Source organism: Bacillus sp. K7 (assembly GCF_053903245.1).
Genome location: NZ_CP096406.1, coordinates 2,399,300 through 2,421,954 on the forward strand (window position 1 = coordinate 2,399,300; position 22,655 = coordinate 2,421,954).

The 22,655-nt window shown below is 44.1% G+C and carries 23 protein-coding genes; 2 read left to right on the forward strand and 21 right to left on the reverse strand.

Annotated elements, in window-relative coordinates; all coding sequences use genetic code 11:
• Positions 1-8: 8 nt before the first annotated feature.
• The 8 genes from M1D98_RS12285 to rpsU form a co-directional block, all read right to left on the reverse strand.
• Positions 9-968 carry a PhoH family protein gene (locus M1D98_RS12285; RefSeq protein ID WP_010330704.1) on the reverse strand — a complete coding sequence of 320 codons (960 nt, stop codon included), beginning with the start codon at positions 966-968 and terminating at the stop codon, positions 9-11.
• Complete coding sequence (gene yqfD, locus M1D98_RS12290) at positions 965-2,161, reverse strand: sporulation protein YqfD (protein WP_121642926.1); 1,197 nt, start codon at positions 2,159-2,161, stop codon at positions 965-967. Before yqfD ends, M1D98_RS12285 begins: the two co-directional genes overlap by 4 nt.
• A gap of 18 nt (positions 2,162-2,179) precedes the next feature.
• On the reverse strand, positions 2,180-2,461 hold the full coding sequence (gene yqfC / locus M1D98_RS12295; protein ID WP_010330706.1) for a sporulation protein YqfC: 282 nt from the start codon (positions 2,459-2,461) through the stop codon (positions 2,180-2,182).
• A gap of 56 nt (positions 2,462-2,517) precedes the next feature.
• The gene (locus M1D98_RS12300) at positions 2,518-2,934 is read right to left on the reverse strand and encodes a hypothetical protein (RefSeq protein ID WP_121642927.1); all 417 of its coding nucleotides are present in this window, start codon (positions 2,932-2,934) and stop codon (positions 2,518-2,520) included.
• A gap of 24 nt (positions 2,935-2,958) precedes the next feature.
• Positions 2,959-3,954 (reverse strand): flotillin-like protein FloA, encoded by a 996-nt coding sequence (gene floA / locus M1D98_RS12305; RefSeq protein WP_010330708.1) that lies wholly within the window; start codon positions 3,952-3,954, stop codon positions 2,959-2,961.
• 21 nt (positions 3,955-3,975) lie between these two features.
• Positions 3,976-5,289: an NfeD family protein gene (locus M1D98_RS12310; protein WP_456279616.1), complete on the reverse strand. Its 1,314-nt coding sequence runs from the start codon at positions 5,287-5,289 to the stop codon at positions 3,976-3,978.
• Positions 5,290-5,419: 130 nt separating this feature from the next.
• Positions 5,420-5,866: a GatB/YqeY domain-containing protein gene (locus M1D98_RS12315; protein ID WP_010330710.1), complete on the reverse strand. Its 447-nt coding sequence runs from the start codon at positions 5,864-5,866 to the stop codon at positions 5,420-5,422.
• 14 nt (positions 5,867-5,880) lie between these two features.
• A complete protein-coding gene (gene rpsU, locus M1D98_RS12320) occupies positions 5,881-6,054 on the reverse strand; it encodes a 30S ribosomal protein S21 (RefSeq protein WP_003152957.1) in 174 nt (57 codons plus the stop codon).
• Positions 6,055-6,226: 172 nt separating this feature from the next.
• Between rpsU and M1D98_RS12325 the strand changes: the two genes are divergently transcribed.
• On the forward strand, positions 6,227-7,150 hold the full coding sequence (locus M1D98_RS12325; protein WP_121642929.1) for a Na/Pi symporter: 924 nt from the start codon (positions 6,227-6,229) through the stop codon (positions 7,148-7,150).
• Positions 7,151-7,184: 34 nt separating this feature from the next.
• On the opposite strand, the gene mtaB is transcribed toward M1D98_RS12325, so the two are convergent.
• From mtaB to gpr, 12 genes are all read right to left on the reverse strand, one after another.
• Entirely contained in the window at positions 7,185-8,540 is a 1,356-nt protein-coding gene (gene mtaB, locus M1D98_RS12330; protein ID WP_010330712.1) for a tRNA (N(6)-L-threonylcarbamoyladenosine(37)-C(2))-methylthiotransferase MtaB, read from the reverse strand.
• Entirely contained in the window at positions 8,540-9,310 is a 771-nt protein-coding gene (locus M1D98_RS12335; RefSeq protein WP_010330713.1) for a 16S rRNA (uracil(1498)-N(3))-methyltransferase, read from the reverse strand. The genes mtaB and M1D98_RS12335 overlap by 1 nt, the downstream gene beginning before the upstream one ends.
• A gap of 22 nt (positions 9,311-9,332) precedes the next feature.
• Entirely contained in the window at positions 9,333-10,268 is a 936-nt protein-coding gene (prmA, locus tag M1D98_RS12340; protein ID WP_010330714.1) for a 50S ribosomal protein L11 methyltransferase, read from the reverse strand.
• Positions 10,269-10,292: 24 nt separating this feature from the next.
• Positions 10,293-11,423, reverse strand: coding sequence for a molecular chaperone DnaJ (gene dnaJ / locus M1D98_RS12345; RefSeq protein WP_010330715.1), 1,131 nt, complete (start codon positions 11,421-11,423; stop codon positions 10,293-10,295).
• A gap of 198 nt (positions 11,424-11,621) precedes the next feature.
• Positions 11,622-13,457 carry a molecular chaperone DnaK gene (gene dnaK / locus M1D98_RS12350; protein WP_010330716.1) on the reverse strand — a complete coding sequence of 612 codons (1,836 nt, stop codon included), beginning with the start codon at positions 13,455-13,457 and terminating at the stop codon, positions 11,622-11,624.
• A 23-nt stretch (positions 13,458-13,480) separates the two neighbouring features.
• Positions 13,481-14,044, reverse strand: coding sequence for a nucleotide exchange factor GrpE (gene grpE, locus M1D98_RS12355; protein WP_010330717.1), 564 nt, complete (start codon positions 14,042-14,044; stop codon positions 13,481-13,483).
• A gap of 71 nt (positions 14,045-14,115) precedes the next feature.
• Positions 14,116-15,147: a heat-inducible transcriptional repressor HrcA gene (gene hrcA, locus M1D98_RS12360; protein ID WP_010330718.1), complete on the reverse strand. Its 1,032-nt coding sequence runs from the start codon at positions 15,145-15,147 to the stop codon at positions 14,116-14,118.
• A gap of 80 nt (positions 15,148-15,227) precedes the next feature.
• A complete protein-coding gene (gene hemW / locus M1D98_RS12365) occupies positions 15,228-16,367 on the reverse strand; it encodes a radical SAM family heme chaperone HemW (RefSeq protein ID WP_121642930.1) in 1,140 nt (379 codons plus the stop codon).
• A gap of 52 nt (positions 16,368-16,419) precedes the next feature.
• Positions 16,420-18,258, reverse strand: coding sequence for a translation elongation factor 4 (gene lepA / locus M1D98_RS12370; protein ID WP_121642931.1), 1,839 nt, complete (start codon positions 18,256-18,258; stop codon positions 16,420-16,422).
• A gap of 133 nt (positions 18,259-18,391) precedes the next feature.
• On the reverse strand, positions 18,392-18,730 hold the full coding sequence (locus M1D98_RS12375) for a YqxA family protein (protein WP_268522981.1): 339 nt from the start codon (positions 18,728-18,730) through the stop codon (positions 18,392-18,394).
• A gap of 16 nt (positions 18,731-18,746) precedes the next feature.
• Positions 18,747-19,952, reverse strand: coding sequence for a spore autolysin SpoIIP (gene spoIIP, locus M1D98_RS12380; protein WP_456279617.1), 1,206 nt, complete (start codon positions 19,950-19,952; stop codon positions 18,747-18,749).
• A gap of 62 nt (positions 19,953-20,014) precedes the next feature.
• Positions 20,015-21,121: a GPR endopeptidase gene (gene gpr / locus M1D98_RS12385; RefSeq protein ID WP_039074531.1), complete on the reverse strand. Its 1,107-nt coding sequence runs from the start codon at positions 21,119-21,121 to the stop codon at positions 20,015-20,017.
• A 203-nt stretch (positions 21,122-21,324) separates the two neighbouring features.
• On the opposite strand from gpr, the gene rpsT reads away from it, so the two are divergent.
• Positions 21,325-21,591 carry a 30S ribosomal protein S20 gene (gene rpsT / locus M1D98_RS12390; RefSeq protein WP_010330723.1) on the forward strand — a complete coding sequence of 89 codons (267 nt, stop codon included), beginning with the start codon at positions 21,325-21,327 and terminating at the stop codon, positions 21,589-21,591.
• Between the two features lie 14 nt (positions 21,592-21,605).
• On the opposite strand, the gene holA is transcribed toward rpsT, so the two are convergent.
• A complete protein-coding gene (gene holA / locus M1D98_RS12395; RefSeq protein WP_010330724.1) occupies positions 21,606-22,649 on the reverse strand; it encodes a DNA polymerase III subunit delta in 1,044 nt (347 codons plus the stop codon).
• Positions 22,650-22,655: the final 6 nt, after the last annotated feature.

Consider the following 22,655-nt stretch of genomic DNA (forward strand, 5'->3'; position numbering starts at 1 on the left):
ATTCAGCATTAATTTTGCTTATCGTATGCTTCAATAATTTTCGCAACAAGCGGATGTCTGACCACGTCTGTCTGGTCTAGCTCAATCATAGAAATGCCGTCTATTCCTTTCAGCATCTCCTTCGCTACTGCAAGTCCCGATTTGACGCCTTTCGGCAGATCAATTTGGCTAACGTCACCTGTAATGATCATTTTAGAGCCAAAACCCAGTCTCGTCAAAAACATTTTCATTTGAGCAGGCGTGGTATTCTGTGCTTCATCAAGTATAACATAAGCATCATCAAGCGTCCGTCCCCTCATGTATGCAAGCGGGGCAATCTCAATGACGCCTCTTTCCATCAGACGTTCTGTATGGTCTGCCCCAAGCACATCATGAAGAGCGTCATATAGCGGGCGCAAATAAGGATCTACTTTCTCTTTGAGGTCACCCGGGAGAAAACCAAGGCTTTCACCGGCTTCTACGGCAGGTCTTGTCAAAATGATCTTTTTGATATGTCCATTTTTCAAAGCGTGGACTGCTTTTACGACAGCCAGATATGTTTTCCCGGTTCCCGCCGGACCAATGCCGAATACAAGGTCATTCCGCTTCATAGCGGCCACGTATTCCCGCTGTCCCATCGTTTTTACACGGATTGGTTTGCCTTTTGCGGTTTTTGTAATTTCTTCATCATACATGCTTTCAAAGTATTCAAGTTCATTCTTCTTTGCCATTTTGACGGCGTAAATCACATCACGTTCAGAGATCTCTATCCCCTTGCGAATTAAAGCGAGGAGCGATCCCAGCAGCCTGTCTGCAATCTGAAACGATTCTTCATCGCCTGAAACATAAATCGTTTCGCCGCGCGTAATGATATTTACATTCAGATCTTTCTCCATCAATTTCAAAAAAGAATCTTGGTTCCCGAACAGTGAAAGCGCCTCGTCCGGGCTTTTCAGTTTTTGATTCATCGCAAGTAAATGTTCTGTCATTCTTCAGTCTCCCTGACAATAGGTGTGGTTTGAACGATATCTTCTATAACTTGGTAGAGAATAATCAACTTTACTTTACCATTCTCAACAGTCTGGTGCAAAACTTTTTCACTTTTCACCTCGCCGTTTTCGCCTATTTTATCCTCTACATCCTGTTTACCCATTTTAATGCCTTCTTGAACCGCTTCTTCTTTCGTATATTTTCTCAAAGCCTCTTCACTTTCTCTCGTTTGCTCTTTGATATAGGATACAGGGAGCTTAAATCCGAGAAAATGGAGCGAATGCTTTTCTTGTTCCGTTTTTGGATGCTTCAACTCCTCTTGTTTAAGCGTCATTCCCCAGATCGGGATGGCCAAAGAGCCAAAAGAAAGCTTGTGCTTTGTCCTTACTTTGCCCGTATAGACGTTAAATAATGTTTCAAGCGGGACCGTCACTTCGGATCTGTACCAGGTTTCTCCGTAAATGTCTGCTTTTGAGGCGACTTCCTGCTGATGCTCTTCGCTCCCGATCAGTCCCGAAACAAGCAGCTGTCCCTTTTCCACATGATCATGGATTGCGGCCATCGGCTGACCTTTTTGGACAAACATTCTAGTAATGGTTGCTTTCTTTTTGGCAACGATATCGCGCGGGCTAACATACTTTTCTTTTTCGGGCTCATTTTTTTCCACGACTTTCATGTGAATCGTCGTCCCCTTCAGATCAACTCCGACCCAAGTGATATTGTCTATTCCATTGGTTAACGATTTTTGTATTTTTTCGGGTGACATCATTAAAAACTGCAGACGCCCCTTTTTGACGCCAATGTCCTTAAGATGCTGCATCATTTGATGTTCCGTTTCAGGGTTAGCGCCTGTCACATCAATTTTCCACACCATATTGGAAAGCAAAAACAAAAGGATGAAAAACATTGCAAAACCGATCGTAAATCCTATATTCAACTTTGATTTCAATAATAGAAAAGGAAATCCCTTCCGGTTGATGAATTGGGCTTTACATTTAAATTTTCTTCTTATCCGCCGAAAGGCATGTACATCCTGAAGCTGTAGATATAACAATACGGCTTCTTTCTTTTTTTTGACATGAAAGACCGGAATCCCTTGTCTAGTGCATTCATTAAGGAGCCGTTCAATCCCTCTTCCCGTCAATTCAAGCTGGACCCTACCCGAAAAAAAAGACAGCCATTTATTTTTCACAACATTTCCCCCTCGGCTTTATGACTCAACATATCGAACGACATCAATCGTACCCTCCAAAAGAATTTCTTCCGGAAGAATCGCCTTGATGACAAAATTTTTACCTGATATGATGCACTGGCCCTGCTTCAGCATCAGCCTCACTTCATTCTCACTGAAAAGCAAAAGGCCTCTGTGGTTTTCTATGTAGATATGAAGTCTGCCAACCATTGTAATCCGCGGCAGATCCATCATAACGTCCGGGGGAATTTCCAATGCTTTTGTCAGCCAAGCTTTTACACGATTCTTTCTTTGCCCCATACAAAAAGAACCCCCTTTCATCTCATATGTATGATTTGAAAGGAGGTTCTAACACTTTAATTTTTGCGGGCCGTGCGCATCGTATGGTGAGGTTTTTTTGCCCTTGGAGGCCCGAACACCTCGCCTAAGACGATCCCTTGTACCACAGTATCTTTATTAACCTGGAGCATTTTTTGTTTTGTATATACTGCTTTTTGTTTAACTGCAGTAAGATCACGTTCCAGCCCTTTTAGATTTCTTTCTGTTTCTCTTCGTCTTTCTTCCGCTTCCCGTCTTGCCTGTTCTATGCGGTTAGGAATCGGTACAGGGGCATCTTCAGACTGCTTCTTTTGAGGAGAAGCCGTTTGCACCTGCTGAGGTTTGTTTCTGTTTTGGCTGTTTTTGTTTTCCTCTTTGCTCTTTTTACCGAAAATCATAGATATGATTCCGATAAGCGCTGCGATAATGAGCGGATTGGTCAGTATATCTTCCATCAGCGTTCTCCCTTCTTAGAGAGATTATGATTTACTGTCTTCATCAGACGAATCTTTCGTCAGCTTGCCGAATGAATCACGCATGTCTGTGTCAGCATCAATGTTTTTGATATTCATGTAATCCATGACGCCAATATTTCCTTCACGCAAAGCTTCTGCCATCGCAAGCGGCACTTCCGCTTCGGCTTCTACCACTTTCGCACGCATTTCCTCTACGCGGGCGCGCATTTCTTGTTCTTGGGCGACAGCCATCGCACGGCGTTCTTCCGCTTTTGCCTGCGCGATGTTTTTATCAGCCTCGGCCTGATCGGTTTGTAAAATCGCGCCGATGTTTTTGCCAATGTCAACATCAGCAATATCGATCGAGAGAATTTCAAACGCAGTTCCTGAGTCCAATCCTTTTCCGAGTACTGTTTGAGAGATCATGTCAGGGTTTTCAAGCACTTTTTTGTGACTTTCAGATGAACCGATTGTAGAGACAATCCCTTCGCCGACACGGGCCACAATGGTTTCTTCCCCTGCTCCCCCAACGAGACGATCGATATTCGCTCTTACTGTAATTCTTGCTTTCGCTTTTACTTCAATCCCGTCCATAGCCACACCGGCAATAAACGGTGTTTCAATTACCTTCGGATTAACACTCATTTGAACGGCTTCCAATACGTCGCGGCCGGCAAGATCGATAGCGGCACAGCGTTCGAATGATAGTTCAATGTTAGCTCGCTGAGCAGCAATCAGCGCGTTGACGACTCTGTCAACATTTCCTCCAGCGAGATAATGGCTTTCAAGCTGATTGGTGGCAACATTAAGCCCAGCCTTATGCGCTTTGATCAGTGGATTCACCACTCGGTTTGGTATAACGCGGCGAAGCCTCATTCCTATCAAAGTGAAAATGCTGATTCTTACTCCGGCAGCTAATGCTGAAATCCAAAGCATGACAGGGACAAATGTAAAAAATACAGATAAAACAATGATCCCTACTACGACAATAGCCAAAATCATTAGTGTTGATGGATCCATATCAATTCTCCTCGATTCTGTTTAAATTTCTCTCACGACGATGCGTGAGCCTTCCACTTTTACCACTTTTACTTTCTTGTCTTTTTCTGTAAATGATCCCTCCGAAACGACGTCAAGGCGTTCATCATCAATAATGACAGTGCCGGCAGGACGCAGCTGTGTATAGGTTATGCCCACTTTCCCTATTAAGTCCGTGCGCGTTTGATTTGATACATAGCCGCTCTCCGTATTTGTCGAGTCATTTAACACAAATTTTTTAAAGAATTTCATACGCTTTCCCAACACCCTTGTCAGTAAAATGAAAGCTGTAATAGAAACAGCTGAGGCGATCAAGAGAGAAATCGCCATGACAGTGAAGCTTCCCGCGGCTAAAAACAGGCTCGCAACAATCGCTCCTAAGCCCAGTAATCCAATGATTCCCCCGGGAAGGAAAATCTCTAGCAGGATGAGAATCACCCCTCCAGCAAAGAGAAGAACTGTCTCGTATCCAGCCAGGCCTGCTGCGAGATGCCCGTAAAAGAACAGCAATAACGCGATGAACCCAACCGTTCCAGGGATGCCGACACCCGGGGAAAAAAGCTCAACCGTCAGACCTAAAAAAGCAATCGTCAGCAGAATAGGCACAATGACGGGGTTCGTCAGCCATCTCGCTGTCTTTTCCATAAAGCTTTCCTCTGCATAACGAATATCCGCTTTTTCGAAACCAAGCTCCTTTACGAGTGCGGTTACATTGTCAGTAGTTCCCTCTGAATAGCCTACATCCATTGCCTTATCAGCGTTAAGTGTAAGCAGATCTCCCTTCGGAGCACCGACCTCCTTGGCATCTATATCCGGGTCAGCCATAGCGAGCGCATATTTAGGATCGCGATTATTTTTTACTGCCGCATCTTCAAGCTCTGCCAGCCAAAGTGATTCAGCTTTTTGGCCAGCGGCATTGCCTTTACCGTCAATAATCGCGGCTGCTCCCATTTTTCCGCCGGGCGCCATATAAATATTATCGGCTTGCAGGGCAATATATGCACCAGCTGACAACGCATGTTTATTTACATATGCAGTGACCGGAACCTCGCTTTCGGTTATCGAGTCCGCTATATCAATAGCTGATTTGACCAATCCTCCCGGCGTATTGATATCAAGAATAATATGATCTGCATGCGCTTCTTTTGCATCTTGTAACGAACGGGACAAAAACGAGGCGAGGCCCTGTTCGACATTTTTCTCAACCGGGATGACATACACCGTTTGTTTTTCTGCTTTTGCGTTCAGTTCTACGCCTAATAAAGAAAGTAAAAATATGCTCAAGAGAGCAGCACGGAATCCTTTGGTATGAAGCAAGGGCAGTATATCCCTCCTTCCTTTTTATAATAAGTGCCTTCTCTTTATACGTAACAATGTATCAAAGGTTTCATTTTTTTATGTATAAAAAAAGACATCTCTCTTAGAAAGATGTCCTTTTTTACGCCATTTAAGACAATTGATTGCTAACAAGCTTATTAATTAAGCTTCCATCAGCTTTGCCTTTTACTTTAGGCATAATTGCACCCATTACTTTTCCCATGTCCGCTTTTGAGCTCGCACCAACCTCAGCAATGGTTTCATTTACGATTGTAAGCAGCTCTTCTTCTGACAGCTGCTCGGGTAAATAAACTTCTAAAATGTCCAGCTCTTTTTGAACTTTATCTACTAAATCTAAACGATTAGCGTTTGAAAATTCCTGGAGGGAGTCTTTACGTTGCTTAAGTTCACGAGAAAGGACAGTCAGTTCCTCATCCTCGGTCAAACTGTCTTTCTTAAGCTTAATTGCTTCATTTTGAAGTGAAGCCTTAACCATTCGAACGACAGTCAGTTTGTCTTTCTCACGGTTTTTCATATATAGCTTCATATCCTGGTTAAGACGCTCAAGAAGACTCATAAATCCACCCTCTTTTAGAATTTGCGTTTTCTAGCAGCTTCAGACTTTTTCTTGCGCTTTACGCTAGGTTTTTCATAAAATTCGCGCTTTCTTGCTTCTTGCAAAGTACCTGTCTTTGATACACTGCGTTTGAAGCGACGAAGAGCATCTTCAAGCGATTCGTTTTTTCTAACGACCGTTTTTGACATTCTCTTTCCCTCCCTCCGAATACACCAATCGACTACCTTTAAGTTACACATATAAACATGTACTTTGACATTATAATATAAGCCATCAGTCAGGTCAACTAAGTGAGTTCACTTTTCCGTCATGAGTACGACTGCCTGTCTATATAATGATGGAAAGGGGTTGGTGAATAGGATGTTGATTTTGATCGGTTTTATTGCTCTTATATTATTCTTTCTCGCAGGCATGAACATGCTTCGAAAAGGCCTCATTTCAATGGCGTACTCAAAAATTGAAGAACGATTGCTCTTTTTTACGGACCATCCATTAAAAGCGTTCTTTATCAGTATTGTATTTACAGGGATTCTTCAGAGCAGTTCAGCCTTTATGGTCATTGTCATCGGCTTTGTAAGTGCGGGCGTCCTTCCTTTTAAACGGACGATACCGATGATTCTGGGAACAAATGTCGGATCTACCTTTACAACTGAATTTATCGCCATTAAAATGGATGTTTTGATTTGGATTCTTTTGATTGGCGGCTTATTGTTTTTTCTGACCGGCAGATATCCCTTGAAACAGCTGGGAACAAGCTTTCTCGGACTCGGCATCATCTTTTTTTGCATCACCGGGTTCAGTCACCTTGCAGGACCGCTTACAAAGCTGAAAACAGGAGCAGACGTTCTATACCACGTGAACGATTCAAGCTGGTCCGCATTGCTTATCGGTATGGTGCTGACTGCCATTATTCACTCAAGCTCCGTTTGCATCGGTATTTTGATGAGTTTTATGAATGAAGACATTATCGGACTGACACAGGCGATGAGCGTCGTGCTCGGGTCAAATATCGGGACATGCATTACAGCTGTTATGGCTGCTGTATCCGGCGGCTATGCTGCGAAACAGACAGCGTATGCCCATGTCGTGTTTAACGTGCTGGGTGTGGCTCTTGTATTTCCTTTCCTGACAGCAGCGACCAGCTTTGTAGAACAGCTATCACCAGATCCCGCACAAAAAATCGCGCATTTCAGCCTTTTATTTAATGTGGTGACAGCTCTTTTATTTCTTCCGCTCACCACCTTGTTTTACCGCTTGATTCACTTTCTCATTCCCGCAAAATAAAAAACCGGTACATATGGATGCACCGGTTTAAAGGTTAAGAAGATAAACGCATGTGTTCAGTTATTTCATCCTCGACAACACGGACAAATTGCCCTTCGTTGTAAGGATAGCCTGCTTTTAGGATTTTGACTTTCACGATTTTGCCGATCATCTCTTCCGTTCCTTTGAAAACAACTTTCATATAGTTGTCCGTGTAACCGACAAACATGTTTTCTTCTTCTGTTTCCTTATACGCTTCCTCAGGGATAATCTCAAGCACTTCATTTTCATACTGGGAAGCGTATTCCTTCGCGAGCTGGTCGGATAGGGAAATCAGGCGGTGTACACGCTCATTTTTTACGTTTTCATCCACTTGACCTTCCATTCTCGCAGCCGGCGTTCCTGTGCGTTTACTGTAAGGGAAAACATGCAGCTCAGAGAATTGATGTTCTTTAATAAAGTTGTAGGTTTCCATAAATTCTTCTTCAGTTTCGCCAGGGAACCCTACAATCACATCAGAAGTGACAGCTAAGCCAGGCAATGCTTTTTTCAGTTTGTGCAAACGGTCTGCAAAAAACTCCATCGTATATTTACGTCTCATCCGTTTCAGCACAGTGTTTGATCCGGATTGGATAGGAATATGCAAATGGTTGACTATCTTATTTGAACGGTCTAAGACCTCGATCACTTCATCTGTGATTTGGCTCGCCTCGATTGAAGAAATTCTAATCCGTTTCACGCCTTCAACACGAGTATCTAATTCTCTCAAGAGCTTAGCGAAGCTGTAATCTTTCATGTCTTCGCCATAGCCGCCCGTATGAATACCAGTAAGAACAATTTCTTTATATCCGGCATCGACAAGCTGCTGGGCTTGTTTAATGACTTCTTCAGGGTCGCGTGAGCGGAGCAGGCCGCGCGCCCATGGAATAATACAGAATGTGCAGAAATTATTGCAGCCTTCCTGGATTTTCAATGACGCTCTTGTCCGGTCCGTGAAAGCAGGCACATCAAGCTCCTCATACACTCTAGCTTTCATGATGTTGCTGACACCGTTAATCGGCTGGCGTTCTTCACGGTATTGGTCGATGTAGCCGAGCATTTTTTCACGGTCTTGCGTTCCAACGACAATATCGACACCAGGGATCGCCATAATTTCAGCAGGTGAGGTTTGGGCATAACAGCCTGTGACACAGATGACACCGTCAGGATTTTGACGAATGGCGCGTCTGATCACTTGGCGGCTTTTTTTATCGCCCGTATTGGTTACCGTACATGTGTTAATGACATATACATCAGCTGTTTGTTCAAAATCTCTTCTTTCATAGCCCGCTTCTTTGAAAAGCTGCCAGATCGCTTCTGTTTCATAATGATTGACTTTACAGCCAAGCGTATGAAAAGCAACAGTTGCCATTATTGATCACCTCTTAATAACTCTGTTTGATAAGAAATCGCACTCAACGCGTAAAGCGGAGCGGTTTCTGTCCTTAAAATTCTCGGTCCAAGCCCGCACGGCACACCGTCTTTCTCTGTGAGCCGCTCAACCTCCGCTTCTGTTAAACCGCCTTCGGGGCCAAACACGACCAAAAGGGATGATCCTTTCGGAAGGCTGCTTACAACCGCGCTGAACGCGTTTATTTCACCTTGCTTCGATGACTCCTCGTATGCAACGACACATTTATCGAAATCCTGCATCCTTTGAAGAAGCTGTTGAAAAGAATGGACATCCATCACTTGCGGCACTTCGTTACGGTACGATTGTTCAGCCGCTTCCTTCGCAATTTTTGTCCATCTTTCCCGCTTTTTCTTAGCCTTTTTGTCATCCAGCTTGACAACAGAACGCGCGGCTTGGAAAGGGATAAAGGCATGTGCTCCGAGCTCAGTTCCCTTTTGGATAATCCATTCAAGCTTATCTCCTTTCGGGAGGCCGCTTGCAATATAAACCTTTATCGGAAGCTCTCTGTTTTCATTCGTCCATTCTACCACAAGACAGGACACATGATCCTTGGAAACAGATTGAAGTTCACATTTTGCCTCGATGCCGTCTTGAGAGCAGCAGATAATCTGGTCTCCCTCATTCATTCTCATCACGTTCACAATATGATGAACATCTTCGCCGGTTATTGTAAAAGCCGGCGCTTCCTCCATTTGCTGCTTCGTGAGCTCGATAAAATATCGTTGCATACGCTGTGACACCTACTAACTGTTATTTTTTCGCAATAATGCTGACCCAATCTTCCATAGAAAGGATTTCTACGATTGTAAAGCCAGCCTGCTCCAGGGCTTCTTTTACTTCTTGTTTTTTATGCGAGATGATACCTGACGTAATAAAATAACCGCCTTTTTTTAACAGGCTGTACGCTTGTGAAGTAAAGCGAAGAATAACTTCAGCCAAAATGTTGGCAACAATGACTTCATGTTCTCCTTCAATTCCGTCTAACAAATTGTTTTGCTTTACTTGAGCAATATCGCTCACTTTGTTCAGCTTGAGATTGAGGCGTGCACTTTCTACAGCTACGGGGTCAAGATCGTAGGCATGAACCGATTCAGCCTTAAGCATTGCAGCTGCAATGCTTAAAATTCCGGAACCTGTACCGACATCAATCACCTTATCACCCTTTTGCACAAAGCGTTCAAGCGCCTGAATACAGAGTACGGTTGTCGGGTGTGTGCCTGTGCCGAATGCCATTCCCGGGTCCATTTCAATAATCAGCTCATCCGTATGGACCGGCGTATATTCCTCCCACGTCGGCACAATTGTAAACTTTTCAGAAATTTTTACCGGATGATAATATTTTTTCCAGGCAGTCGCCCACTCTTCTTCATTGACTTCAGAAATCGTGATGTGATTTCTGCCCAAATCAATATTGTAAAGAAGCAGATTATTGATTGTTTCTTTAATGCCGTCCACTGTTTCGCCCAGAAAGCTGTTAACCGGCAGGTACGCTTTAACAATGACACCCTCGTCTGGATAATCATTGGGGTCGAGCTGGTAGATTTCCCCGTACACATTCTCACGTTCTTTTATTAAATCAAGCGGGTCCTCTATCACAACCCCACTTGCACCAGCTTCATGCAAAATATTTGAGATAGGTTCGACCGCTTCATGTGTTGTGTGAATGCTTAATTCGGACCATTTCAAAACTACCAACTCCTCATCCAATAATTAATCGCCTTTGAACGCGCGTTTTACCTTATCAAAGAAACTCATTTCCTGTTCGTCAGGCAGGTTTCCGCTGACCTCGGCAAATTCGCGGATAATGTCTTTTTGTTTATCAGTCAGGTTTGTCGGCGTGACGACACGGACGACGATATGCTGGTCACCTTGTCCATAGCCTCTGACATTTTGAACGCCTTTGCCTCTTAATCTAAATTTTGTTCCTGTCTGTGTACCAGCTGGAATTTTCAACTTCACTTTTCCGTGCAGCGTCGGAACTTCCACTTCATCTCCAAGAGCAGCCTGAGCAAACGTTAACGGCATTTCACAGTAAATATCATCGCCGTCACGTTCGAAGAACTCGTGAGCGCGTACGTGGAACACAACAAATAAATCTCCGGCAGGGCCGCCATTTACGCCTGGTTCACCCTGTCCCGCGAGACGAAGCTGCTGTCCGTCATCTACACCGGCTGGAATGGTCACGCTGATTTTTTTGCGTTTTTTAATTTTTCCTTTTCCGCCGCAATCCGCACATTTGTCCTTAATGATTTTGCCCGTGCCTTCACAGTGGTGGCAGACCCGTCTGTTTACGACTTTTCCAAACGGCGTATTTTGCTCCACGTTCAACTGGCCAGAGCCTCCGCAGTGCGAGCACGTTTCCGGATTTGTTCCAGGTTTCGCACCTGAACCTTTACAAGTATCACACGTTTCCTCGCGCGGAATTTCAATGGTTGTTTCTTTACCGAAAGCGGCGTCCTCAAACGACAAGGTCATCGTATACTGCAAGTCGGCCCCTTGGCGCGGCGCGTTTGGATCTCTTCGTCTTGTGCCTCCGCCGAAAATGCTTGAGAAAATATCATCGAAACCAAACCCGCCGAAATCTCCGCCGCCGCCAAAACCGCCGCCGCCGAAGCCTTGGTTAGGATCAGTATGGCCAAATTGATCGTAATGTGACCGTTTTTGGTCATCAGACAGCGTTTCGTACGCTTCTTTTACCTCTTTAAATTTTTCATCTGATCCTGCTTCTTTGTTAATATCAGGATGATATTTTTTTGACAGCTTCCGATAAGCTTTTTTAATTTCATCCTTAGAAGCGCTCTTACTTACTCCCAGCACTTCATAGTGATCACGCTTACTCATCTCGCTTCACTCTCCCGAATTTCTCACATAAATTAGATTGTATCATTTTGAATTATGATTTTTCAATTCCTTTTATCCCGGGCAAGAAAAAAAGTCAAAGCCAAGAGATGCCTGACTTTGACTTTCTAATCATTGAATCAGATTATGAAATGGGTTCTTTCCGATCAGCCCCAAAAGAGGGACTGGCTCGAAAAAAACTTATTTTTTGTTTTGGTCGTCGTTTACTTCTTCGTATTCAGCGTCAACAACGTTATCATCCGCTTTGCCTTCTGCGTTTGCATCGCCTTGCGCTTGCTGTTGTTTAGCAGCTTCCTCGTAAAGCTTCATAGAAAGCTCTTGAACGATCGTTTGAAGCTCATCTTTTTTCGCTTTGATCTCTTCAAACTCGTTTTTCTCAATCGCCGCTTGTAAAGCGTCTTTGGCATCATTGGCTTTTTTCACTTGTTCTTCGTCCACTTTGCCTTCAAGATCTTTTAATGTTTTCTCCGTTTGGAAAACAAGCTGATCTGCTTCGTTGCGGACTTCGATTTCTTCTTTTTTCTTCGCATCAGCGTCAGCATTTTCTTCCGCTTCTTTTACCATGCGTTCGATCTCATCATCAGAAAGGCCTGAAGACGATTTGATTGTAATGTTTTGCTCTTTTCCTGTGCCTAAGTCTTTTGCTCTTACGTTTACGATACCGTTTTTGTCAATATCGAAAGAAACTTCGATTTGAGGCACGCCGCGTGGTGCTGGCGGGATATCAGTAAGCTGGAAGCGGCCGAGTGTTTTGTTGTCGGCAGACATTGGGCGCTCACCTTGAAGAACATGGATATCAACAGCTGTTTGGTTATCAGCAGCAGTTGAGAACACTTGAGATTTGCTTGTCGGAATCGTCGTGTTGCGGTCGATCAGTTTTGTGAACACGCCGCCCATCGTTTCGATACCGAGAGAAAGCGGTGTAACGTCAAGAAGAACAACGTCTTTTACGTCACCAGTGATAACGCCGCCCTGAATCGCAGCACCAAGCGCCACAACTTCGTCAGGGTTTACGCCTTTATGCGCTTCTTTTCCAGTTTCTTTTTTGATCGCTTCTTGTACAGCAGGGATACGTGTAGATCCGCCAACAAGGATGACTTTGTCGATTTCGCTTGCAGAAAGTCCTGCATCTTGAAGCGCTTGACGGACAGGACCCATTGTACGCTCTACTAAATGTGAAGAAATCTCTTCGAATTTAGCGCGGGTTAATGTCAGTTCAAGGTGAAGCGGTCCCGCTTCTCCAGCTGTGATGAACGGTAAAGAAATTTGCGTAGAAGATACGCCGGAAAGATCTTTTTTCGCTTTTTCAGCTGCGTCTTTCAAACGCTGAAGCGCCATTTTGTCTTTTGACAGATCAATGCCGTTTTCTTTTTTGAATTCAGACACAAGATGATCGATGATGACTTGGTCAAAATCGTCACCGCCCAGACGGTTGTCACCGGCAGTTGAACGAACTTCGAATACACCGTCGCCTAGTTCAAGGATTGAAACGTCGAATGTACCGCCGCCAAGATCGTATACTAGGATCGTTTGATCTTCCTCTGTTTTATCAAGCCCGTATGCAAGCGCAGCTGCAGTCGGCTCGTTAATGATACGTTCAACTTCAAGACCTGCAATTTTTCCAGCGTCTTTTGTCGCTTGACGCTCAGCATCGTTAAAGTATGCAGGAACTGTGATCACTGCTTTTGAAACGGTTTCGCCAAGATAGCTTTCAGCGTATGATTTCAGGTGTTGAAGGATAATGGCAGACACTTCTTGAGGAGTGTAATCTTTTCCTTCAACTTCAACTTTATAATCAGTACCCATATGGCGTTTAACAGACATGATTGTGTTAGGGTTTGTGATAGATTGGCGTTTAGCCACTTCCCCTACTTGGCGTTCACCGTTTTTGAATGCGACAACTGATGGTGTTGTGCGGTTTCCTTCTGCATTAGCAATAACTTTAGGCTCGCCGCCTTCAAGCACTGCAACACATGAGTTTGTTGTACCTAAGTCGATTCCGATAACTTTACTCACTTGAATAACCTCCTGCTATGTAATTATTGATTCACTTTGACCATGGAAGGACGAATGACGCGATCCTTCAGCTTGTAGCCTTTTTGCATTTCCTCAACAACAATGTTGGAGCCGTAATTTTCATCTTCGGCCTGCATCACAGCTTGATGCAGATTTGGATCAAATTCCTGCCCTACAGCTTCGATGGCTTCCACGCCTTCTTTTTTCAAGGCTTCTACGAGCTGGCGGTGGACCATTTCCATTCCCTGAAGCAAACTCTTCGTCTGTTCATTGTCGGCCTCAACCTGCAGCGCTCTTTCAAAACTGTCAAGAGCCGGCAGCAATTCAGCCACGATGTTTTGAGAACGGTATTTTTGGGACGCTTCCATTTCTAAACGGCTGCGTCGTTTATAATTTTCAAAATCTGCTTGAACACGCAAAAGTTTGTTTTCTTTTTCTTCAAGCAAACCTTGCAATTCATTCATTTTATTTTCAAGACGTTCACTTTCATTTGTTTCTTCCCGCTGCTCTTCAGCGGCAGCTTGATCTTCCATGACTTCTTGCTCTTCTGTTTCGTTTTGTTCAACGGTTTGTTTTTCTTCTGACATTGTGTTCACCTCCCTCAAAGTGTAAGAAGAAGGGCGGGTGCTGCCCTTCGATAAAATTTGCCAAAATTCCCTTATTCATCATACAAACTTGTCAATGCTTTTGACAAGTCCGAAGTCACATGCTGAAGCAGACTGACAACCCTGGAATAATTCATGCGGGTCGGGCCGATGATCGCAATTGAGCCGATCTGCTTCTGATCAACGGAATAAGAAGCCGTAATCAGACTGCAGTTTTCCATCTCTGCATAGTCGTTTTCTTTTCCGATTTTAATCGAAATTCCCGTGTGGGGGGATTGAACCAGCTTTAGTACGTCCTGTTCTTTTTCGATTAATGAAAGCAGCGACCGCACTCTGGTGATATCATGGAACTCCGGCTGGTTCAGCATATTGATTTTTCCGCCAAAAAACAGTTTTTCAACGTGGTTCGTGGAATGAAATGTTGAACGAAGCGCGTCAAGAATATTGTCATAGTTCTTAATGTGCTGTCTTAAATACATGACGACTTCCTTAAAAATGCGCTCATTCAGTTCATCCATTGGAACGCCGCTTAAACGGTCGTTTAGTATATTCACCAGTTTTTCAATATCAGACAGATCCATTTTGGCTGGAAAATTAATCGTTTTGTTTTCCACGTGCCCTGTATTGGTAACGAGAATGGCTACCGCCTTATCGGGCTGAATCGGTATGATTTGAATCTGTTTAAGGTAATTCTCACTCAGCTTCGGCCCGAGTACGATGGATGTATAATTCGTCAAATCGGACAAAATTTGCGCTGATTTTTGAACTGTCTTTTCCAGCTCGAAAATTTTCTCTTTGAAGATCGAGTGGATTTGGTCCATGTCGCTTTTCGTCAGTTTGACGGGTGACAGCAAATGGTCAACATAGTACCGGTACCCTTTTTCTGACGGAACACGTCCTGAGGATGAATGGGTTTTCTCTATGAAGCCCAATTCTTCCAAGTCAGCCATCTCGTTTCTTATTGTTGCAGAGCTAAATGTGATTTCATCTTTTTTCGAAAGAGTTCTTGACCCTACCGGCTGCGCCGATTGAATAAAATCGTTGATTATGACCTGAAGGATCAGCAGCTGACGATTTGTTAACATCATCATCACCTCTGTTAGCACTCTCAATAAGTGAGTGCTAATTCTATAACAAAAGTATCAAACCACAAGAAAAATGTCAATTATAACTCACCCAAAAAAGCGCCAAAAACTTCATTACCTAATAATTTCCCCTGATGAGTCAAATAAACGGCAGACTCCGATTGATGAATCAGGCCTTTTTCTGTGAGATCTTTTAATACGCGTGGGAAAAGCGCATCCAGGGAACGCCCGTATTTTTCTGCAAAGTGCTTTTTGCTGATACCGGCTGTTTTTCTCAAGCCTAAAAACATTTCTTCTTCAATTTGCTCTTCTGTTGTCACTACATGAGTATCTCTGTAGGGGAAGCCTTTTTCAGCGATCAGATCAATGTAATGTTTAACAGGTCCGACGTTTACTGTACGCGTGCCGCCAATATATCCATGGGCCCCAGCTCCAAATCCGAAATATTCATCATTGCTCCAATATGTGAGATTGTGCTTTGACTCCATGTCTCGCTTGGCAAAGTTGCTGATTTCATATTGATGAATGCCGCGAGCCTCCATCCGGCTCATCACCATTTCATACATTTCGGCTTCCTGCTCCTGCGGCGGTAGATGCAGCCGCCCTTTTTGCATGAGATTATAAAATACGGTTTTCGGTTCTACAATGAGAGAGTACACCGAATAATGCTCAGCACCCAGCGATAAAGCTGTGTCTAAGGAATGATCCAGATGCTTGAGGGTTTGACCCGGGAGTCCGAACATTAAATCAAGACTGATATTGTCAAAACCGATTTCCCGCGCCCTTTCAAAAGAGGCAAATACATCTTTTTGTTTGTGCACACGGCCGATTTTTTCTAACAAGTCGTCTTCGAACGTTTGAACGCCAAAGCTGAGACGGTTTACGCCTGCTTCTTTTAATATGTTTAACTTCGCTGCGGACAAGTCGTCCGGATTCGCTTCAACTGCAAATTCCGCTAAGGCGCTCGAGGGCTTCAGCACTCGGATGATGATGTCCATCAGCTTTTTGAGCTGTTCCTCAGATAGAGAGGTCGGCGTGCCTCCTCCGATAAAGATCGTTTTGAGGCGAGGCTGCCCTGTTTTTGCAATTGTATTTATCATTTCCTGTTCGAGCGCGTTTAAATACTCGTCGACAGGCTGGCTTTGAATAAAATATTTATTGAAATCGCAGTAGTGGCAAATATGCTCACAAAACGGGATGTGGATATAGGCTGATTTCAACGAATTCACCTTCTTTACAGAAAGAAGCCGCAGTACAAGACTGCGGCGGCTTCTATTGTTTTTTCGGACTGTCGTCCATTTTCAGAACTGCCATGAATGCCTCTTGCGGCACTTCAACTGAGCCGACCTGCTTCATTCGGCGTTTTCCTTCTTTTTGTTTTTCAAGAAGCTTCCGTTTACGGGAGATGTCCCCCCCGTAACACTTAGCCAATACGTTTTTACGCATCGCTTTAATCGTAGAGCGCGCTACGATTTTCTGGCCGATCGCCGCTTGAATCGGCACTTCAAAGTGCTGACGCGGAATGAGATCTTTCAGCTTCTCAACGATCACTTTTCCTCGTTCATACGCGTAATCACGGTGCACGATAAAGGAAAGGGCGTCGATTTTTTCTCCGTTCAGCATAATGTCCATTTTTACAAGCTTAGACGGTTTGTAGCCGATCAGTTCATAATCGAAGGACGCATAGCCTTTTGTGCTTGATTTCAGCTGGTCAAAAAACTCGTAAACAATTTCAGCCAGCGGCATATCATAGACAATGCTGACTCGGTTTGCGTCTAAATATTGCATATCAATAAAGTTGCCGCGTTTTCCTTGGCAAAGCTCCATCACAGCACCGACAAAATCATTCGGCACCATCATTGTTGCTTTCACATAAGGCTCTTCTACCCGTTCAATCTTCTGCGGGTCCGGCATGTTGGACGGGTTGTCGACAACAACTTTTTCACCGTCTGTCATGTATACATCGTAGATAACACTAGGCGCTGTTGTAATCAAATCGATTTTAAACTCGCGCTCAATCCGCTCCTGTATGATCTCCATGTGGAGCATGCCTAAAAATCCGCATCGGAAACCGAATCCAAGCGCCTGTGATGTCTCCGCTTCATATTGAAGGGAGGAATCATTGAGCTCAAGCTTTTCAAGAGCTTCCCTTAAATCATTATATTTCGCTGTATCAATTGGATACAAACCGCAATATACCATCGGGTTGAGCTTGCGGTATCCCGGCAATGCTTCTTCTGCAGGATTGGCAGCGCCCGTTATCGTATCACCGACACGAGTGTCGCCGACATTTTTGATTGAGGCAGTCAGGAAGCCTACATCACCGACTGTCAGTTCATTTGTCGGAGTCGCTTTCGGCGTGAACACACCGACTTCTGTTACTTCGAATTCTTTGCCGGTAGCCATCATTTTGACTTTTTGTCCCGGCTTTACCGTCCCTTCAACAACTCTGATATACGCCACGACACCCCGGTAGGCGTCATAAAGCGAGTCGAAGATGAGCGCTTTAAGCGGCGCCTCCGGATCTCCTGTCGGAGCGGGCACCTTTTCCACGACCTGTTCTAAAATCTCCTCAATCCCGATACCGGCTTTTGCTGAAGCAAGCACGGCTTCTGATGCGTCAAGGCCGATAACGTCCTCTACCTCTTGGCGCACGCGTTCAGGCTCTGCGCTCGGAAGATCGATTTTGTTAATGACTGGCAGAATTTCAAGATCATTGTCAAGCGCTAAGTAAACGTTGGCAAGCGTCTGCGCTTCAATTCCCTGCGCTGCATCCACGACAAGAATCGCTCCTTCGCAGGCAGCAAGGCTTCGGGATACTTCGTATGTGAAATCGACGTGTCCCGGCGTATCAATCAGATGAAAAATATATTCTTCTCCGTCTTTTGCTTTGTATTTAAGCTGAACAGAGTTTAACTTAATCGTTATGCCCCGTTCACGTTCAAGATCCATAGAATCGAGCAATTGTTCTTTCATTTCTCGTTGAGTGATTGCCGACGTTTTTTCTAAAATTCGATCCGCTAAGGTCGATTTTCCGTGGTCAATATGGGCAATGATAGAGAAATTCCTTATTCTCGACTGCCTCTCTAAACGCTTTTCTTTATCTGTCACAATCTATCACTCCTACTATTAAACGCAAAATACACTAGCTTAGATTATATCAATAGGATTGTAAAGATTCAATGTAAAACAAGAAAGAGAAAAGTTCCCTGTTCATCTTGGGCTGCTTTTCTCTTTCACACGCCTATTGAGTCATATCCCGTATCCATTCATACATCGACTGGACGGTGTTGGTTACAGTGTTCGAAAGCGCTTTTCCAGCTTTAGAGAACATATTGAACGTTTCCACCTGTTCCAGCTCTCTTTGTTTTTCTTCTAAATCTTTCGCCGTGACTGTTTGTCCTAGGATCGAGGCTTCTTTTTCATTATTTTTTCCGTCGGTGAGCGTAAACGCCCCCTTAAGTGAAGGGTCTTGATAGCCTTTCATGCTCAACATCCCGTTATTGGCCTGCTGCATGCCAAACAGCACGCCTAAAAACATGATCGTGACAAGCAACAGGCATTTGCCAAAATAAGCAATCAATTAAACCACCTATTTCTTATTGTTTTTTCGTTTCACCGCTCTCCGCGTTGACTTTTTCAGCATCCCAGTACATTTCGCTGAATACGTCTGCGGCGGCGTCAGCCGAGCGCTGCAGTTCCTTGAGGTTATTATCTACTCCGCCAAATTCAAGCAGAAGCGCTCTATCGGTAAGATCTTGATTGTATACCCCATTATCGCCCGGCGAGCCTTTTGAAAAGACACCTGTGCTGAGTCCTGGGTATTTTTTCTCCATCAATTTATGAAGCTCGCTTGCAATTTTATAGTTTTCTTCGAAGTTTTTGCTTTTTTTGCCGACGACAAAGGCCACCCTCGCATAGCTTTTCCCTTTAATCATTGCGGTCGTATCTTTTTTGCGCCGCGAGTCCCTATGGATGTCAATGATATATTGCAGACTTTTGTTTGATGCGAGCGCGTCTTTTACGACCGGCCTTGATTCATCATAGGATCTTGCATAGTTTAAGCCTTTTTTGTTCAGGTTCGCCTGTATATCGGTTTTATTTACTGTAGCTCCGATGCCCTGGGATTCAAGCGCTTTTCCGAACATATCTCCTACGAGGGTGACGTTGGCCTTGGAGTGGCGTGCCATGTCAGGGTCTGTCTCGCCTTTTAATAGAGGGAGATATGATTCCGTATTATGTGTGTGATAGATAAAGACCACCTTTTTATCACCTGTTGTTTGTTTCGGCGGATCTTTTTGCGCACGATCTGATTGTGTTTGCTGTTTTTCAATCTCAGCCAAATTCGCTTCTCTTTCTTCCTCCATTACCTTAGACGGCGGCGGCGATTCTGCAGGCATATTCGTATAATCCGTGCCTTGTCCAGCTAACAGAATCTCGGTATCGAATTGCGCGAATCCCGGCAGCTCCCGGCCGAGAAAGCTCCGCGGATCTTCAAGGTTTATGCTTGTTGCCAGCTTCAAAGAAAGACGTGAAAGATGAAATGAGCTGTCGGTTTGAGAAAGATCAGAAGCGAAATAATGGTTTTCCATCCGTAGCAAGTGTACAAACACGTCACCCGGCAATTCCTCAGTAATCCCGTAAAAGGAGTCAGACGACGGCCTGAGTTCAGGCCGGAGAGACGTCAGCACACCGGATAGAACAAAAATCACGATAAGGCTTACGATAAATAGAAAGATGGCTTTTACCGCTTTCCCGCCATTTACCGCAACAACAATTTGTCTGTTTCTGCGTTTATTTCTCATTGAATCCCTCCAGCGCTTGTCTAGTAATTACTCTATGAACAAGCTAGAGGAAGTAGAACCGTTTAGTGATTGTAGGAGCCTTTGTTTTCTTGTGACACTTTTTCATGAAGCGCTGTGTTTAATCCGTTCGCCAGCACATTGGCCATATCGTCGATAAATGAATCAACTTCCTTCGGCGTAACCATTAAGTTGTGGCCTAAAGGTGAAAGCACCTCGTGAATGAGCTGCCGTTTTTCATCTTCTCCAAGCGTTCCGACAATCCCGAGGAACGATTGGCGCTGCTTTTGATCAGGAAGATCCTCTTCAGTGAGCACTTTCTTTTTCCCAAACGCCATGCCTGCCGGAACAAGCGATCTTGACGGCCTGTCATCTTTCATTTCTCTTCCAAAGTGTTTTAATATGTAGTCCACCGTATCGCTGGCAATCGTCACCGCGTCAACGACTGTCGGCACTCCGATTGCAATCACCGGTACGCCAAGCGTGTCTTTGCTTAAATCCTTTCGTTTATTCCCCACACCAGAACCCGGATGAATCCCTGTGTCAGATATTTGAATGGTTGTGTTAACCCTTTCCACCGCCCGTGCCGCCAGTGCATCAATGGCAATGACAAAATCAGGCTTCGATTCCTCAATCACCCCTTTAATAATGTCGCTTGTTTCGATTCCCGTAATCCCCATCACACCAGGTGCAAATGCGCTGACAGGCCTGTAGCCCTCCTGCACATTTTCCGGCTGAAGCTTAAACAAGTGCCTTGTGACCAATAAATTTTCTACAGCCATCGGTCCGAGCGCGTCAGGTGTCACGTTCCAGTTGCCGAGCCCGACGATCAAACAGCTCGCATCTTTTGAGATATGAAGGCTTTCAAGAAAAGCCGAAAATTCCTCCGCAAAAACAGCAGAGACCTTTTCCTGCATTTCCGAATCATTCTCTCTGATTCCTTGCGCCTCGAGCGTTAAATAGCGCCCTTCTTTTTTTCCTGAGAGCTCGGCGCCTTCCTTGGTAATATCAACAGTGCGGATTTTTATGCCGCCGCGATCACGTTCTTTTTCAATAAAACCTCTAATTTCTTTTGCCGGCACAGCCTTCTGATTGGCCATCGCTTCCTTCGTCTCAACTGCTAAATCGGTACGTATCAAATACTGGTTAACGTCCAGTTCACTCTTTTTCATACAGGGGCCTCCTTCACATTCAGTACCTATATTGTTGCCATTTGCTGAATGAATCATGCTAAAAAGAGATCCTTCAATGAAAAATACTTTACATTTATATTGCAATCTAAAGATGTGTTTGATAGAATACAATTTGTTCTATTGTGAAGAAGATTTAACCTTAAGACACTGTGCTACAGGTTGTATCTTAGGAGGTGAAACACGTGCCAAACATTAAATCAGCGATTAAACGTACAAAAACAAACAACGAACGCCGCGCTCATAACGCGACAATCAAATCTGCTATGCGTACTGCAATCAAACAAGTTGAAGCTTCTGTTGCAAACAACGAAGCTGACAAAGCGAAAACTGCTCTTACTGAAGCAGCTAAACGTATTGATAAAGCAGTGAAAACAGGTCTTGTACACAAAAACACCGGTGCTCGATACAAATCAAGACTGGCTAAAAAAGTGAACGGACTTTCTGCATAATATAAAAACGATCCTCAATAATGGGGATCGTTTTTTTCATTTCTTTTTAATAGCTGTAAAAGGAACAGTTCGAGCAGGAGCTGCTTGTCCTTTTTCCCTGTTTTCATTTCATAGTCCATGACGGCAAGCTGTTCAATAATTGACCGGAGCTCAGCTTCTGAAAAAAGCCTTGCTTGATCCATCGCCAGCTTTACCCGAAATGGGTGAACTTTTAAATTAGCAGCGATTTGCTTTTGTCCGTATCCTTGTTCCGCGAAGTACTTTGTTTGCAAAATCAGCCGGAACTGATTCGAAATGAGCGCCATGATTTTGATCGGTTCTTCATTTTGTTTGAGCAAATCATAAAAAATTTGCAGGCTCTCCGTGCGTTTCCGATTGACGATTTTATTAATCAGCTCAAATATATTTTGTTCAAGGCTTCTCGCTACAAGCATTTTCACATCATCCAGTGTAATTTCTTCACGATCTCCAATAAATATGCAGAGCTTTTGAATCTCCTGAAAAATCGAAGATAGATGTCCGTTCACTAGCAGAACCAAATGCTCCGCCGCTTCAGTGCCGATTGTTTTCTGCTCGGTTTTTGCAAGGTTAACCGTAAAGTCTGTCGTCTCCTTTGCGTTTAATTCCTTCGCCTCCATCATAAACGCGTGCTTCTTTAATGCTTTCGTCAGTTTTTTCCGCTCATCCAGCTTTTCATACGGAGCGAGCAGAACAAAGACCGTGTAAGGCGCAGGCGATTGTATATATGATTCAAGCGCGCTGACGTTATGCTCAATTTTTTCTTTTTTCTTTTCACCTGTTAAAAAATATGGATTTTTCACAATAACAAGACGCCGCTCACCCATAAACGGAAACGTTTCAGCATCTGCAATCGCTTGATCCAGCGACTCCTCTTCCAGATCAAAAACAGAAAGATTGAAATCCTTTGTCTCCTGGTCAATGACCGTCTGTCTAATTCTGCTGACAGTTTCTTGCAGCAAATACGCCTCTTTTCCGTATAAACAATAAACCGGATGGACATCTCCTTTTTTCAGGCTTTTCCACACATCAAATACCATTGTTGT